General features: G+C 68.0%; 14 protein-coding genes. 10 read left to right on the forward strand and 4 right to left on the reverse strand.

Annotation, left to right across the window (positions count from 1 at the left end; all coding sequences use genetic code 11):
- Positions 1-52: 52 nt before the first annotated feature.
- Both polA and DIZ26_RS13220 read left to right on the forward strand, forming a co-directional pair.
- Complete coding sequence (polA, locus tag DIZ26_RS13215) at positions 53-2764, forward strand: DNA polymerase I (protein ID WP_112240869.1); 2712 nt, start codon at positions 53-55, stop codon at positions 2762-2764.
- A 115-nt stretch (positions 2765-2879) separates the two neighbouring features.
- Entirely contained in the window at positions 2880-3290 is a 411-nt protein-coding gene (locus DIZ26_RS13220; protein ID WP_112240871.1) for a hypothetical protein, read from the forward strand.
- A gap of 150 nt (positions 3291-3440) precedes the next feature.
- On the opposite strand, the gene DIZ26_RS13225 is transcribed toward DIZ26_RS13220, so the two are convergent.
- Positions 3441-4100, reverse strand: a complete 660-nt coding sequence (locus tag DIZ26_RS13225; protein WP_112240873.1) for a response regulator — start codon at positions 4098-4100, stop codon at positions 3441-3443.
- 156 nt (positions 4101-4256) lie between these two features.
- Here DIZ26_RS13225 and DIZ26_RS13230 point away from each other — a divergent pair, with 156 nt between their 5' ends.
- From DIZ26_RS13230 to DIZ26_RS13240, 3 genes are read left to right on the forward strand one after another with little or no spacing between them, the layout of a single operon-like run.
- Positions 4257-4799: a hypothetical protein gene (locus DIZ26_RS13230; protein ID WP_112240875.1), complete on the forward strand. Its 543-nt coding sequence runs from the start codon at positions 4257-4259 to the stop codon at positions 4797-4799.
- Positions 4800-4827: 28 nt separating this feature from the next.
- A complete protein-coding gene (locus tag DIZ26_RS13235) occupies positions 4828-5985 on the forward strand; it encodes a sensor histidine kinase (protein WP_112240877.1) in 1158 nt (385 codons plus the stop codon).
- 16 nt (positions 5986-6001) lie between these two features.
- The gene (locus DIZ26_RS13240) at positions 6002-7153 is read left to right on the forward strand and encodes a sensor histidine kinase (RefSeq protein ID WP_112240879.1); all 1152 of its coding nucleotides are present in this window, start codon (positions 6002-6004) and stop codon (positions 7151-7153) included.
- A 17-nt stretch (positions 7154-7170) separates the two neighbouring features.
- Here the strand turns inward: DIZ26_RS13240 and DIZ26_RS13245 are convergent, their stop codons facing one another.
- Positions 7171-7653, reverse strand: a complete 483-nt coding sequence (locus tag DIZ26_RS13245; RefSeq protein ID WP_112240881.1) for an NUDIX hydrolase — start codon at positions 7651-7653, stop codon at positions 7171-7173.
- Between the two features lie 289 nt (positions 7654-7942).
- Here DIZ26_RS13245 and DIZ26_RS13250 point away from each other — a divergent pair, with 289 nt between their 5' ends.
- From DIZ26_RS13250 to DIZ26_RS13260, 3 genes are read left to right on the forward strand one after another with little or no spacing between them, the layout of a single operon-like run.
- Positions 7943-9667: an extracellular solute-binding protein gene (locus DIZ26_RS13250; protein WP_157979697.1), complete on the forward strand. Its 1725-nt coding sequence runs from the start codon at positions 7943-7945 to the stop codon at positions 9665-9667.
- A gap of 5 nt (positions 9668-9672) precedes the next feature.
- Complete coding sequence (locus DIZ26_RS13255) at positions 9673-10584, forward strand: carbohydrate ABC transporter permease (protein WP_198676064.1); 912 nt, start codon at positions 9673-9675, stop codon at positions 10582-10584.
- A gap of 4 nt (positions 10585-10588) precedes the next feature.
- Positions 10589-11566 carry an ABC transporter permease gene (locus DIZ26_RS13260; protein ID WP_112240885.1) on the forward strand — a complete coding sequence of 326 codons (978 nt, stop codon included), beginning with the start codon at positions 10589-10591 and terminating at the stop codon, positions 11564-11566.
- Positions 11567-11569: 3 nt separating this feature from the next.
- Here DIZ26_RS13260 and DIZ26_RS13265 read toward each other — a convergent pair whose 3' ends face one another.
- Positions 11570-12841 carry an MATE family efflux transporter gene (locus tag DIZ26_RS13265; protein WP_112240887.1) on the reverse strand — a complete coding sequence of 424 codons (1272 nt, stop codon included), beginning with the start codon at positions 12839-12841 and terminating at the stop codon, positions 11570-11572.
- A gap of 48 nt (positions 12842-12889) precedes the next feature.
- Here DIZ26_RS13265 and DIZ26_RS13270 point away from each other — a divergent pair, with 48 nt between their 5' ends.
- Positions 12890-14581: a hypothetical protein gene (locus DIZ26_RS13270; protein ID WP_232828309.1), complete on the forward strand. Its 1692-nt coding sequence runs from the start codon at positions 12890-12892 to the stop codon at positions 14579-14581.
- A gap of 58 nt (positions 14582-14639) precedes the next feature.
- Positions 14640-14804, forward strand: a complete 165-nt coding sequence (locus DIZ26_RS13275; RefSeq protein WP_112240891.1) for a DUF2613 family protein — start codon at positions 14640-14642, stop codon at positions 14802-14804.
- 11 nt (positions 14805-14815) lie between these two features.
- Here the strand turns inward: DIZ26_RS13275 and DIZ26_RS13280 are convergent, their stop codons facing one another.
- Positions 14816-15922, reverse strand: a complete 1107-nt coding sequence (locus DIZ26_RS13280) for a glycosyltransferase family 4 protein (RefSeq protein WP_232828310.1) — start codon at positions 15920-15922, stop codon at positions 14816-14818.
- Between the last annotated feature and the right edge of the window lie 57 nt (positions 15923-15979).

Genomic DNA, 15979 nt, shown 5'->3' on the forward strand with positions numbered 1-15979 from the left:
CGGCGGTACCCACTAGAGTCTCTACGTGGCTCCTGAAACTGACTCCTCGACGATGACCAAGGATCCGGGTACGGCGGTGGCCGAGTCCACCACCCGCCCGCGGATCCTGCTGCTGGACGGGCACTCGCTGGCCTACCGGGCGTTCTTCGCGCTGCCGGTGGAGAACTTCTCCACCACCACCGGCCAGCACACCAACGCGGTGTACGGGTTCACCTCGATGCTGATCAACATGCTTCGCGACGAGCAGCCGACCCACATCTGCGTGGCCTTCGACGTGTCCCGCAAGACCTTCCGCTCCGAGCAGTACACGGAGTACAAGGCCGGCCGGTCGAAGTCGCCGGACGAGTTCAAGGGGCAGGTCTCGCTGGTCAAGGAGGTGCTGGAGGCACTCCGCATCCCGATGACCGAGATCGACGGCTGGGAGGCCGACGACGTCATCGCCACGCTGGCCACCCAGGCCGACGAGCAGGGTTTCGAGGTGCTGATCAGCAGCGGCGACCGCGACTCGTTCCAGCTGATCAACGACAACATCACCGTGCTGTATCCCAAGCGCGGCGTCTCCGAGATCGCCCGGATGGACCCGGCGGCGGTCGAGGCGAAGTACGGGATCCCGCCGCGGCTGTATCCCGATCTGGCCGCGCTGGTGGGGGAGAAGAGCGACAACCTGCCGGGTGTGCCGGGGGTCGGCGACAAGACCGCGGCCAAATGGCTGAACCAGTTCGGTTCGCTGAACGACCTGATCGACCGGGTGAACGAGATCAAGGGCAAGGCCGGTGAGTCGCTGCGCGAGCACCTGGCCGACGTGATCCGCAACCGGCAGATCAACGAGCTGGTCCGCGACCTGACCCTGGACGTGTCGGTCGACGACCTGGTCCGGCACCCGTGGGACCGCGACAAGGTGCACACGCTGTTCGACAGCCTGGAGTTCCGCGTACTGCGTGAGCGCCTCGTCGCCGAGCACGAGCAGGTCGAGGAGACCATCGAGGAGGGCTTCGACCTCCAGGGCACCCAGCTCAAGCCGGGCGAGGTGGCCGGCTGGATCAAGGAGCATGTCTCCACCGGCGCGCGCACGGGCGTCGCAGTACAGGGCAGCTGGGGTCGTGGGACCGGCGAGATCACGGGGCTGGCGCTGGCGACCTCGACCGGCGCGGCAGCCTGGTTCGACCCGAGCACGCTGACCCCGGAGGACGACTCCGCCTGGCAGGCCTGGCTCGCGGACCCGAAGCAGCCGAAGGCTTTGCATGACGCGAAGGGTCCGCTACTGGGCTTCCTCGAGCGCGGCTGGAAGCTGGCAGGGCTCACGTCGGACACACAGCTGAGCGCGTATCTGGTCCGCCCCGATCAGCGGTCGTACGACCTGGCCGACCTGACCGTGCGCTACCTGAAGCGTGAGCTGCGCACCGAAGAGGCCGACAACGGGCAGCTCAGCTTCGACGACATCGAGGGCGGCCCGGCCGCCGACGCGACGATGTTGCGCGCCCGCGCGATCGCCGACCTGGCCGACACCCTCGACGCGGAGCTGGAGAAACAAGCCGGTACGGCGCTGCTCGCGGACGTCGAGCTGCCGCTGATCGACGTCATCGCCGACGTCGAGCGGGTCGGTATCGCGGTCGACCGGCCGTACCTGGAAAAGCTCGAGGAGCGCTTCGCCACCGGCGTCCGGGATGCCGCCACCTCGGCGTACGAGGTGATCGGCAAGGAGATCAACCTCGGATCGCCGAAGCAGCTGCAGGTGGTGCTGTTCGACGAGCTGCAGATGCCGAAGACGAAGCGGACCAAGACCGGCTACACCACGGACGCGGATTCGCTGCAGGCGTTGTTCGAGAAGACCGAGCACCCCTTCCTCGCCTACCTGCTGGCGCATCGCGACGCGACCCGGCTGCGGCAGACCGTCGAGGGCCTGCTCAAGACGATCAGCGCGACCGACGCCCGGATCCACACCACGTTCAACCAGACGATCGCGGCGACCGGGCGGCTCAGCTCGACCGACCCGAACCTGCAGAACATCCCGATCCGGACCGAGGAGGGCCGCCGGATCCGCGAGGCGTTCGTGGTCGGCGACGGCTTCGAGGCGCTGATGTCGGCCGACTACAGCCAGATCGAGATGCGGATCATGGCGCACGTGTCGGAGGACCAGGGGCTGATCGATGCCTTCAACTCCGGCGAGGACTTCCACTCGGTGACGGCCGCGCGGGTCTTCTCGGTCGAGCCGTCCGCGGTGACGCAGGAGATGCGCGCGAAGATCAAGGCGATGAACTACGGCCTGGCGTACGGCCTGTCGGCGTACGGGTTGAGTCAGCAGCTCAAGATCGGCGTGGACGAGGCGAAGGGCTTGATGGACGAGTACTTCGAGCGCTTCGGCGGGGTCCGCGACTACCTGCGCAGCATCGTGCTCGAGGCCGGCAAGAGCGGCTACACCGAGACGATCCTCGGCCGCCGCCGCTACCTGCCCGACCTGACCAGCGACAACCGGCAGCGTCGCGAGATGGCCGAGCGGATGGCGCTGAACGCGCCGATCCAAGGCTCGGCCGCTGACGTGATCAAGATGGCGATGCTCAAGGTGGACGCCTCGTTGCGCTCGGAAGGCCTGCGGTCGCGGATGCTCCTCCAGGTCCACGACGAACTGGTCTTCGAGATCGCCCCGGGCGAGCGCGAAGCCCTGGAGCAGCTGGTACGCCGTGACATGGGCAGCGCCGTCGAGATGGCCGTCCCGCTCGACGTCTCGGTGGGCGTCGGCCGCACCTGGCACGAAGCCGCCCACTGACGGGATGCCCCCGGCCCGCTGCCGGGGGCATTTCTCCACCTGCCCGTTTGCTGTTGCCTGCAACGGAAGCGGCGGTTCACGCGTCCTTCGGGATACAGACGGCGGATGGGGAACCATGGCGGGACGTTGGGCGGCGGCGCTGATCGCGGTTTGCGTGATTTCGCTGTCGGGCTGCCGGGACAATGTCATGGCTTGCAAGCCGTCGCCACCGCCGGTGCAGGTGGACGTGACCAGCCTGCAGCCGAGAACCGCCATGCTCAGAACCTGCAGGAACGACCAATGCCATGACTTTTTCGCGCTGTCCCGCCTGGGCGAGCGCTTGTCGATGGCCTCACACTCAGACCTCCCGGCCACCTTGCGCCTCGACGTCGCAGTGGCCGGCCGGATCGTGCAGTCCTACGAGATCCGCGACCTGACCCTCCGAGAGCCCTCAGGCAAAAACTGCGACCCAGGTGAATCCGTCATCCTGGCCCCCTCACCCGACGGCAAACTCACGGTGGTCACCCGCTACGACACCAAGCGGTAAAGGCCCGGGCAGCCGCCGAGGCCGTCCGCCTGGTCGAGCAAGCCCGCTCACCCGACGTACGCCGCCGCCTCGCGAGGTGATCAACCGCGAACCCATCACCCGCGAACGTTGGTCGCGAGATTTCCAGCACTCCCTGCGCCGCCGGGTCGTTCAGCCGCGGTTGGCGAAGCCGGTCTCGTAGGCGACTACCACCGCCTGGACGCGGTCGCGGACGTTGAGCTTGGTGAGCACCCGGGCGACGTGCGTTTTCACCGTCGTGTCGGCGACCACCAGTTCCGCGGCGATCTCGGCGTTGGACAGTCCGCGCGCCAGCAACCGAAGGACGTCGAGTTCGCGTTCGGTCAGCGTTGCGAGCTCGGACGGCAGTCCCCGGGGCTGCACGGGCTCGGCGAAGCGCTCGACCAGTCGCCGGGTGATCGCGGGCTCGATCAGCGAGTCCCCGGTGGCCGCTGCCCGAACAGCCGCGATCAACCGGCTGGACGGGGAGTCCTTGAGCAGGAAACCGGCCGCCCCGGCGCGGAGCGCGCGGTACACGTACTCGTTCTGATCGAACGTGGTGAGCACGATGATCGTCGGCGGGTTCGGCTGCCGCCGGATCTGCTCGGTGGCGGACAGCCCGTCGAGCTCGGGCATCCGGATGTCCATCAGGATCACGTCGGGCTTGACCAGCTGAGCCTGCCGGATCGCTGCGGTCCCCGTGTCGGCCTCGGCGACGACCTCGATGTCGCCCTCGGCCTCCAGGATCACCCGGAAGCCGGTACGGACCAGGGTCTGGTCGTCGGCGACGAGGACGCGGATCGTGTCGGGCACACGGCGATTGTGCCCTCATCCTTGTGGCGAGCGCGTCATCCCTGCGGACGACGCGCGGGCCGGACAATCGTCCTCGCGCCAGACGTGGGCGACCAGGCCGCGGACCTACTGTCACGGCATCAGGGTCAGGGGGACCCGAACCGAAAGGACAGTCCGATGAACGAAATCTTCCAGGGGATCCGGCCACTCGACTACGTGCTGGCGGCGCTGACGTCGGCGGCCGGCGTGTTGCTGATGGTCGAGAACGTCACGGCCTCGGGCGAGGACCTGCCACACCCGCTGTCGACCACCTCGTGGGCGATGGTGCCCGCCTTCCTGCTCGTCACCCTGCCGATCCTGTGGCGGCGGCGCAACATCCTCGCGGTCGTCGCGATCACCACCGTGCTGACCGCGGCCCACGTACTCGCGTTCGGATGGATCACCCGCTGCGGCGTCCTCATCCCGCTGGGGTTCGCCTTGGCGTACGCCGTGGGCCGGTTCGCCGGTGCCCGGCGCAACCAGGTGTTCGGTCTCGCCGGCATCGTCGTCCTGAATCTGGCCATGCTCGCCAGGGATGCGTCGATCGACACCGTCGTGAGTGCCCTGCCGGTGGCGCTGCCCGGAGTCGCGCTCTTCTACGGCATCGGCGTTCTCGTGCAGAATCGGGTCAGTAGGCACTCCGTGGGCAACGCGCCGGTCGACGAGCGACTGGCCGCCTGAGCGGATTGCTGCGGGTCAGGAGCCGGCGATGAGTGAGATCTTCCGCGGTGTGAAGGCCCGCGACTGGGTCCTGGCCGGAGGTCTCACCGCGCTCGGCGTCCTCTTGATGTGGTTCAACCTGCGGATGTCCGACGACCAGGTGCGTGCAGCCCTCGCGGAGGGGTCGATGGTTCACGCCCTGAGTTCGCACTCGCTCTGGATGATCCCGGTGTACGCCGGTACGACGGTTCCGGTGCTCTGGTGGCGACGCGGGCTCGTCGCCGTCGCCGGCATCTCGGTGGCGGCGATGGCGCTCCACGTCGTCCTGTTCGGCTGGGTGACCCGCTGTGGCGCCGGGCTCCCGTTGGCCTTCGTACTGGCGTTCCTCGGTGCACTCGCCGCGGACCGGGCGACGGCCTGGATCGTCTGCGGGCTCAGCATCGTCCTCACTGGCCTCGTCCTGGTGGTCGATGCGACCACTGGCCCGGACGCCATCCTGCTAGCCCTACCGATCGTCCTGATCGTCTTCGGCGTCGGACTGGCTGCCCGCCACCGGTCCGCGTTGAACCAGGAACTGGTGGTCCGGGAGGCGGAGTTGCGGGACTTGCGTGACGAGCGGGCAGCGATCGAGGTGGCGGACAGCCGGGCCCGGCTGTCCCAGCAGCTCGACGGTCTGCTGCAGGAACGGCTCGCCGGGCTCACTACGGCGGCCGAGTCGGCGAACGGTCTTGCGCCGGCCCAGGCGAAGGCGTTGCTGGAATCCATCGAATCCGGCAGTCGGCAGACCTTGGACGACATGCGGGAGATCGTCGGCCTGCTGCGCGGCGACGACGTGGCCCTTGCACCGACACCGACCGTCGCGCATCTCGACACCTTGCTCGCCCGGCTGCGAACGGCCCACTCGAAGCTGGTCGTGACAGGCGATCCCCGGGCGTTGCCTGCGACGGTGGAGTTGTCGGCGTACCGCATCGTCGAGCACCTGACCGCCGCGCTCGCGGATCAGGCTGACGCCCCGATCGAGGTCAGCGTGCGGTTCGAGGCCGACGCGCTCGAGATCCGGGTGAACGGGCAGGTCGGTGAGAGCTCCGAACTGAAGGCCGCCGTCGCCCGGGCCAAGGAGCGAGCCAAATTGCTCGGTGGTTCGGTCGAGGTGAAGGTCGTCAAGGGCAGGGCCGGCGCCATCGCCCAGCTTCCGGTCGTCGGCTGAGTCGAGGGAGCCGGTCGTGCACAGGCTCGAACAGGTGGGGATCGCCGGAATGGTGGTCGCGCTGATCGCCGGCCCGACGGTGTTCCACGGCTGGCCCACCAGCGTCGGGGGCAACCTCTTCACCGTGCTCCTGCTGGGGAGCGGGCTAACGCTGGTGTGGTGGCGGACCCATCCCCGCATCGTCGCTGTGGTGGGCGGCGCGCTGCTGCTGCTGGCAACGCTGCTCGGCAGCTACGGCTGGTTTCCTGACACCGCCTTCGCGATCATGGCGCTCCTCTCGCTGGTGGTCGCGCTGGGCTGGTCGGGGCGGCGGGCGGCCTGGGGAGTGACGGCCGGCCTGGCGGCGTACCTGTCGGTCGTGTGGGTGATCCTCGGTGAGCGCAACGAGGTGCCGTTGATCATGTTCACCGTCCCCAGCTTCCTGGCCGGCACGGTGCTCCGGCTGCGGCGGGAGGCGGCGGACGAGCTGGCCCGGCGCAGCCTCGAACTGGAGGAGGAACGGGAGCTGTTCGCCGAGCTCGCCGTACGTCATGAGCGGGCGCGGATCGCCGCGGAGCTGCACGACATCGTCGGGCACGCGATCAGCGTGATGGTCATCCAGGCGGCCGCCGGGCAGCGACTGGTCGAGCGCGACCCGGCCCAGGCCGAACAGGTCTTCTCCGGGATCGCGGAGTCGGCGCGGCAGGGTCACGACGACCTGCAGCGCCTCGTCGAGCTGCTCGGCGGAACCGAGGTCAGCGGCCCGGACCTGTCACTGATCGACGAAGTGGTGAGCCGGGCCGCGCGGGGCGGACTGGACGTGTCCTGCCGCTTCGAGGGGGACCGCGAAGGGCTGGCGGCTCCGACCGCGCACATCGCGTTTCGGGTTGTTCAGGAGAGCCTGACCAACGCGCTGCGATACGCGCCGGGTGCCGCCGTACGGGTTCTGGTCAACGGGGCCGGTCGGAGCCTGACCGTCAGGGTCGAGAACGATCACGCGATCCGCGAGCATCCACGGTTGTCCGGCACGGGGCACGGACTGATCGGCTTGCGGGAACGCGTGCAGGAACTGGGTGGTCAGTTGGTCGCCGGCCCGGTGCCCGGCGGCGGCTGGCGGGTCGAGGCGACTCTGCCGGACGGACGCATCCGCACCCACCGAGGATGGCTCGGCTCGAGCCGCCGCGCCTAAGTCTCGCGCCGTTGGAGTTAGCCGGCGGGGCGGCCGGTGTACTTCGGTAGGGGGTCGGGGCTCAGAGCGTTTGCCAGGCAGCGTTGTTCGCGGTGGGGGAGTTGCGGCATCGCGTCGAGAGCGAACCAGCCGACTTCGAGGGACTCGTCGTCGTTCACGCGGGCCTCGCCGCTGAGGGGGCGGCAGCGGAAGCAGAGGTCGAGGAACTGGACCTGATCGCCGTTCGGGTACGCCGAGGGTGGCATCGCCTCGATACTCACCAGCCGCTCGATCTCGGCCTCGACCCCGGTCTCCTCCTCGATCTCCCGCAGAATGGCCGGCCCCGGGTCCTCCCCGGGCTCCAGCACCCCGGCGATCAGCGTCCACCGGCCGTCGTCGGCCCGGCGTACCAGCAACACCCGCTCGTCCTCGTCGAGCACCACCGCGGTGATCCCGGGCAACCAGAGGGGATCGTGCCCGATCTTCTCCCGCAACTCCAGGATGAACTTCGGCGTCGTCATCCGCGCAGCCTAGCCAACACCTCGCGCCCGCGACCGGTACGCCGACCGCGCGGCCCGGACGCCATGAACGCGCCGACTGCAAGAAACTGAACCGGTCCAGCTCAAGCGGCAAGCGGTTCCCCGAAAGATGCCGACAGTGACCGGCCGAATCCGGTCGGCGACCACCGAAGCCTTCCGTGCCGCCGGAATCTGTGCCATTCTCCCGGGCAAGATCCTGGATCCTATCGGATATGGCATCGAGACGACCCGAGCTGGAGGCAGCATGCAACCAGAAACGACAACGGGTGGGATGAGGCGGCGGTCCTTCGTCGCCGGAGCACTGGGGGTCAGCGCGGCGGCGGGTAGCGGAGGACTGCTCACCGGCTGCGGATCGGCAGATACAGCGGCCGGCGCCGACGCGGACAGCCTCGCGGCACCGCCGGCCGTACTGGGACCGAAGAAGAGCGGCGTGAACTACCCGCCCGGCTACGTCGGCCCGGTGGCCCGCGAATTGCGGCCGATCGTCAACGAGCCGGTGAAGTTCACCATCGTCGTACCGCAGAGCCTCACGGTCGGCGACTGGAACCGGAACGCCTTCACCCAGTGGATGCAGCAGCAGACCGGCATCCAGATCGAGTGGCGTCAGGTGGCCGGCGGCGACGACACGATGACCAAGGTGAACGCGATGATGGCGGCCGGTGACATCCCGGATGCCTTTCTGGGCGTGACTTTCACCCGTTCGCAGCTCTACCTGTACGGCGCGCAGAACCTGTTCGTCGACCTGACGCCGTACCTCGACAAGTACGCCCCGAACCTGCAGCAGGTGGAGAAGGACTACCCGGACGCGCGCCGGTTGATGCGTTCGCCGGACAAGGGGATCTACAGCTTTCCCGACATCAACGACTGCTACCACTGCCGCGCTTCCAACGGCCGGTCGTACCTGAACACCGAATGGCTGCGCAAGGTCGGCCTCGACGTCCCGTCGACCACCGAGGAGTTTCGCGAAGTACTGAAGGCTTTCAAGCAGGCGGACCTCGGCGGCAAGGGCCGGACGATCCCGTTCGCGGGCTACAAGGACGCGCCGCTCGACACCTACTTCATGAACGCGTTCCTCTACAACCCGGGCGACCCCTGGCTGGTGCTCAACGACGGCAAGGTCGAGGCGAACTACGTCAAGGACGAGTGGCGCGAAGGGCTCAAGTACCTGCGCGGCCTGTACGCCGACGGCCTGCTGAACAAGGACGCGTTCACCGCCGACCAGGACCAGATGAACCGCTACGGCAACAACCCCGATCGCCCGATCATCGGTGGCGCCCGTGGCTACTACTGGGGCTCGTTCCTCGAGATCGACGAGGCAGACACCAAGGCCCGCTGGCGCCAGTACACGTCGATCCCGCCTTTGCAGGGCCCGAACAACGTCCGGTACGCCGCGTGGAACTACCTCAAGGTCGGTCTCGAAGTCTCCACCCTCGTCATCACCCGCAAGTGCAAGCGGCCCGACCTGCTCGTCCGCTGGGCCGACGTGCAGTACGACCTCGAAGCGATCCTGCGCTCGTACGGCGGACCCGACTTCAAGTGGGCGGCCAAGGGCGACAAGGGCATCAACGGCAAGCAGGCGATCTACAGCCTCGGCGAGACCTGGGCCTCCGACACCACCAAGGGAAAGACCTGGGACCAGTACGGCGTGATGTACCGCTCCGGCGACTTCCGGCTGGCCGAACGGGTGAACCCGCGCAAGCCCACCTTCGAGTCGCCGCTGTACGAGCAGACCCGGGACGACTACTTCCCCTACAAGCAGCCGGTGGACCTGGAGTTCCCGCCGGTGACGCTGGAGGCGGACCAGGCCGCGCAGGACGCCGAGATCGGGCTCAACCTGAAGGGCGAGGTGAATCTGTCGATGGCCAAGTTCGTCACCGGCAAGCTCGACCCGGCCGACGACGGGCACTGGCGTGACTACCTCGGCCGGATCGCCAAGATCGGCCTGAAGCCCTACCTGGAGATCCAGCAGGCCGCCTACGAAGCCTTTCAGGGGTGAGTGCGATGACCACGACCATGCAGGCGCCGGCTCCGGTGCGGGAGACCCGCGCGGACCGGATCGTGATGATCTGCAACTACGCCGCGCTCGGCCTGTTCACGCTGGCGGTGCTGTATCCGCTGGTCTACGTGTTCAGTGCTTCCCTGAGCGATCCGAAGAATGTTGCCTCCGGCAAGGTCTGGCTGTGGCCGGTCGGGTTCAGCCTGGACGCGTTCAAGGCCGTCTTCGACTACGGCTCGATTGTCAGCGGTTTCAGCAACTCGCTGATCTACGCGATCGGCGGCGCGCTGCTGGCGACCGTGCTGACCTTGTTCGCCGCCTATCCGTTGTCCCGTCAGGGGTTGCCGGGCAAGGGGCTGATCATGGCGCTGTTCGTGTTCACGATGATGTTCAGCGGCGGCCTGATTCCGACGTACCTGGTGGTGGATCGCGTCGGCCTGCTGAACACGCGGTGGGCGATCATCCTGCCGGCCGCGCTCGCGGTCTGGAACGTGATCATCACCCGGACCTACTTCCAGGTGACCATCCCCGAAGAGTTGCTGGAAGCAGCGCGGGTCGACGGCTGCAGCGACTTCGGCTTCTTCTGGCGGGTGGTGCTGCCGCTGAGCAAGCCGATCGTTGCCGTGAACATGCTCTTCTACGCCGTCGCGCAATGGAACTCCTGGTTCAGCGCGCTGATCTACCTGACCAACGAGCACCTCTTCCCGCTGCAGCTCGTTCTGCGTCAGATCCTCATCCAGCACAACGTGGACCCGTCCCAGATCCGCGACACCAGCGAGCTGATCCGGCTGAAGGAGCTCCAGGAACAGCTCAAGTTCTCGCTGATCGTGATCGCCACCATTCCGCCGCTGCTGATCTACCCCTTCGTGCAGAAGCACTTCGTCAAGGGGGCCATGATCGGCTCGTTGAAGGGCTGAGGCCATGACAACTGAGACTCTGGTACGCCGGTCCGCGAACCCCGCGCGCAAGGCAGACGCCAAGCAGCAGGGGCTCGGCCTCGGCGCGCGGATGCGCCGGCACTGGCAGCTCTACGCGATGCTCGCGATCCCCCTGGTCTGGCTGGCGATCTTCGCCTACTGGCCGATGTACGGCGTGGTGATCGCGTTCAAGGACTACAACGTCGTGGACGGGATCCTCGGCAGCCGCTGGGTCGGCCTGAAGCACTTCGAGCGCTTCGTCGAGTCGTACCAGTTCTGGCGGCTGATCCGGAACACCGTCGTCCTGCACGTCTACGAACTCGTCGCCACCTTCCCGCTGCCGATCATCCTGGCACTCGGGCTGAACATGGTGCGGCGCCGCTGGTACAGCCGCTCGGTCCAGCTGATCACCTACGCGCCGCACTTCATCTCGACGGTGGTCGTGGTCGGCCTGATCGTCGTCCTCGTCGATCCCAACACCGGGGTGGCGAACCAGTTGCTCGGCCTGTTCGGTCTCGGGCCGGTCGACCTGCTCAGCAATCCGGGCTCGTTTCGCCACCTGTACGTGTGGTCGGGTGCCTGGCAGACGATGGGGTTCTCCGCGATTATCTACCTGGCCGCACTGACCAGCGTGTCGCCGGAGCTGCACGAGGCGGCGATCGTCGACGGCGCTTCCCGGCTGCGGCGGATCTGGCACGTGGACCTGCCGGCGATCCGGCCGGTCGCGGTGATCCTGCTGATCCTCAACATCGGCTCGATCCTGTCGGTCGGGTTCGAGAAGGTGCTGTTGATGCAGAACAGCCTGAACCTGGAAGCGTCCGAGGTGATCGACACCTACGTCTACAAGCTCGGCTTCGCCTCCCAGGTGCCGCAGTTCAGCTACGCCACCGCGATCGGGTTGTTCCGGTCGGTGGTCGGTCTGGTGCTGCTGGTGCTGGCGAACACCTTCGCGCGGAAGTTCGCAAAGTCCAGTCTTTGGTGACGCTCAGGCGTTGTCGGCCGCCTGCCGGTGCAATCCGGAGGCCAGGGCGGCCGACAGGGCCAGCGCGCAGGTGGCGGTCATCGCGACCAGGACCTTGACGCCGTTGATGCCGGTGGCGACGTCCCCGCCGAGGATGATTGCCGCAGCCAGAGCCAGGCCGATCAACCCGATCCAGATCAGCAGGGCAGCGCGCTTCTCCTGCTGCGCGATCGCGGCGTAGACGACCAACTGCAGTACGGCGTACGAGGAGCCGGCCAGGGCGAACAGCCAGGCGAACGGACCGAGTGCGGCGTACTTCTCCTTGCCGCCGACAACCGCGACCACGATGTCCGGCACGACCAGAGTGCCCAGCACGCAGCAGACGCCGAGTGCGGCGACGGCCTTGATCGCCCTGCGCAGGCGCTGTGTGTCGCCCGGAGCGCTGGCCAGCGACGGGAACACGATCACGATGACGAACTGCGGCAGGAAGAGGCACGCCTTCGCCACGATCACGCCGGCCGCGTAGTACCCGCTGCTCTGCTTGTCGAGCAGACCGCGGGCGAGCAGGACGTCGGCGTTGGCGATGACGAAGAACGCAAGCAGGGTGTGCGTACCGTGGATCGTCTCCCGGAGTACTTCCTTCACCTGCTCCGGGCTGCCGCCGGTGGATCCGCGCAGCAGGAAGGCGCCCAGCAGCGGCGGAACCGCGGCGCCGATCGCCATGCCGAGCATCGCCGAGGTCAGCGTGGGGTGGATCAGGAGCGCCCCGCCGCCGAAGACCAGTCGTCCGACGCCGACCGACGTGTAGACAGCAGCCAGCTCGGTCCAGTGCTGACCACCTTGCAGTACGCCGAGCTGCGACCCCATCAAGGTCAAGCAGCCGAGCGTCGGCCCGACAAGCAGCGCAGCAACGATCGAATCGATGTGCAGCAGGAACACGAACAGCGGGGTGAGCACCAGCGCGAACACCGTCAGACCGGCCGCCGCCCGTCGCCCGGCTCGCAGCATCGAGTCGGCCAGGGCTGCTTCACCTGGGCCGGTGTGCGTCGCGATCCGGCGGGCACCGGAAGCCTGCAGTCCGAGCGAGGCGACGTTGCCGATCAGCAGCAGGCCGAGCAGCGCCGTGACGGCGCCGAACTGCTCCGGCACGAGCCGGTGCACCGCAATCAAGGTGAAACCGTAGGCCGCGACGTTCATGATGGCCATGCCGACCGCTACGACGGTCGCACTGCGGAGGAAGCCTAGCTGGGGCGCGGCAGTCGGGGGCTGCTGCTCTGGCGTCGTGTCTGAAGTCATGCAGCTTCCAGGTAGGTTGCGCGGGAACAGTACTGCGAGGAGGCGATCGTGGCGGGGCGGACCACCCGGTGGTTGCCGTGGGGCTGGCCGGTCGTGCTCACTGTCCTGATCACCGCTCCTCTGCTCGCTCCCGGGTTCGTCGTGGGGTACGACATGGTGTTCGTGCCGGACCTCACGCTACGGCGTGACCTGTTCGGAGTCACAACTGCCTTGCCGCGCGCCGTGCCGTCGGACCTGATCGTCGCCTTGCTGGACGAGGTCGGCGGCGGTCAGTTCCTGAACAAGGCCGTGCTGGTCCTGGTGCCGCTGCTGGCCGGCCTCGGCATGACCGCGCTGTGGCGTGAACTCCGCCTCGGCGGCCCGCTGGCCGGCGCGGCCGCGGTCACCCTCTACGTCTGGAACCCGTACGTCGCCGAGCGTCTCCGGCTGGGTGCCTGGGCCCTGATGCTCGGGTACGCCGCCCTGCCGTGGCTGCTCCGCGCCGCCCTTCGCGTACGCCGGGGCGAAGGCTGGGCCGGGTTCTTGCTGGCCGCAGCAGCCTGTGCGCTCACAGCCTCCGGCGGAGTGATCGGCCTGCTCCTGGCCACCGCAGTACTCCTGTGGCCGGGCACCGACGCAAGACGCCGGTGGCCGCTCCTCGGTGCCGCCTTGCTTAACGCACCCTGGCTGATAGCCGGCCTAGCCCGTACTACGGCAGCCACGACCGACCCAGCTTCGGTAGTGGCCTTCGCCGCGCGAGACGAGGGCTACGGGGGAGTCCTGCCCACACTGCTCACCTTGGGTGGGGTCTGGAACGCCAATGTCGTTCCTTCCAGTCGCGGCGCGCTACTGCCGCTGGTGCTCGGCTTCGTGATCCTGCTGGCGTCCTGCATCGGCGTCGCGATCTGGTGGCGACAAAATCGGATTGCGATGGCCCTGGTGGTCGCAGCCGTCATCGCTGTCGTCGTGGGCATGGCAGGAGTGGTGGCGCCTCACGGCTTCGCTCAAGTAGTTGCGCATGTTCCAGGCGCCGGGTTGCTGCGGGACGGGCAGCGCTATCTGCCGCCGCTGGTGCTACTGGAGTCGATCGGGTTCGGTGCCGCCGTAGCTGCATTGCTGCAGGCGGTGCCGCTCAAGCAGTTGGTGGCGATGACCGCAGTACTGGTGCCGATCGCGGCCTTGCCGGGGCTCGCTTTCGGAGGCGGGCTGAAGGTCTCGCAGTACCCGGCTGACTGGGCGCGAGCCCGGCAGGTGCTTGCCGACGATCCACACCGCGGTGACTTCATCCCCTGGCCGTTCGAGGCCTACCGCGCACCGACGTGGAACGGGCGGCGGCCGGTGCTCGACCCAATGGAGCGGTACTTCACCCGGCAGGCCGTAGTTCCGGACGAGTTGATCGTGGGTGGTCGCCGGCTGGCGGGGGAGGATCCGCGGTCGGCTGTCGTTGCGGATGCGCTGCGGGCCGCGGTGCGCAACGGCACCGACCCGACGACGGTCCTTCTTCAGCAGGGAGTCGGCTGGATCGTGGTCGACATCGAAGCGGGTGGTCCGTCGCCGCGCGGCATGCTGCCGCAGCTCACGGAGGTGTTCGCAGGCCCGACCGTCGCGGTCTACCGGCTCAACGGTGAGCCGTCGCCGCAGCACGTGCAGCCTTGGTTCGTGGCCGCCGTACTGGCTGCTTGGACCGCCGCGGCAGGCGTGCTGATCACTGCGCTGATAACGGTTGTTCCCCGCCGCAGACGAGCTCGTTCCAGGCTCTAGCGCGGTTACTGGCCGGTTGTTACCATCCGGTTTACTTGTCTAGGAGGGGACTCGCTTCATGGGAACACTGATCGGCGCGGCGATTGCCGTGCTCGCCGGGATGGCCGTCGCCACAACCGCTGTCGTGGGGGTCGTGCAGTCGGTCAAGGACGACCCGACGGTGCCGCCGGGCCAGACCAACGGACAGGCGGACGTGCCGCTCGTCAACTACGGGGACAAGTAAGAACAGCACTTTCACGGACCGGCCAGCACTGATGCTGGCCGGTCCTGCTGTGCCGGGGACCCGGTGAGCACGCGGTCCCACGCAGCAACGGTCGCCGGCCAGGTGAACCGGTCCGCCGTCGCAATGGCTCCGTCGGACAACTTGGTCCGGGCGGCCTGGTCCTGCAACAGCGCGATGATCGTGGCAGTGAATTCTTCGGCAGTGTCGACGAGGACCCCCGACTGTCCGTCGTGCACGGACTCGGTCGGACCGCCAGCACTCCGATAGGCAACAGCCGGTACGCCGTGGCCGGCTGCCTCGCCGACCACCAGACCCCAGCCCTCCTTGAGACTCGGCAGGGCGAGCACCCACGCTTCGTCGTACGCCGCGTGCTTGTCCGCCTCGCTGACGTGGCCGCGGAACTCCACCGCGTCCTCGAGTCCACGCGAAGCGACGTACGCGCGCAGCGACTCCTCCCACCACCCGGAGCCGACCACGACGAGTCGGGCGTCGGGCAGTGTCGACCGTGCTTCCGCGATGGCGTCGACTGCGTGTTCCACCTGCTTGTGCGGCACCACCCGGCCGACGCACACCACAGTCGGTACTGCGGCTTGCGGGCGTTGGCGAGCCGGGGCGGGATCGGTGCCGTTGTGCACGACCGAGATGCGATCCGCGTCCACGCCGAGGTCGCGCAGTTCATCGCGGGACGCGGAGGAAACCGTGACATAGCGGCAATCCCGGTACAGCCGCGGCGCGACGCGCGACTCGAGCCACCAGCCGAACCGGCCCTGCCAGCCCGGGTAGACGACCGGCCACTGCTCCTGGTGGACGTGGTGGACGAGTACGACGACGCCCGCCCGACGTACGAGGCGGGTAAAGAATGGGAGACCGTTCTGCACATCCACCACCCGGTCCGGGCGGCTCAGCAACGTGTGCAGCAGCCCGCGCAGATACACGGTCACCTTGCTGCCGCGGTACAGGTACCGCACGTCGTCCCGGCGGGCTTCCCGGGGACTGCCCGGGTAGGCCGCACACAGCACGGTGACGGACCAGCCCAGTCGCGCAAGGCCTCTCGCGACTTCTTCCACGTACCGCTCGGATCCACCCCCTTCCGGATTCGTCGTGTCCCGCCAGTTCACCAAAAGCACGGTCTGCGCGCGCACTGCCAAGCCCCACCCTCTGCTAGCCCGCCCCCG

The organism is Kribbella monticola (genome assembly GCF_003261635.1).
In the GTDB taxonomy this organism is placed as follows: Bacteria; Actinomycetota; Actinomycetes; order Propionibacteriales; family Kribbellaceae; genus Kribbella; species Kribbella monticola.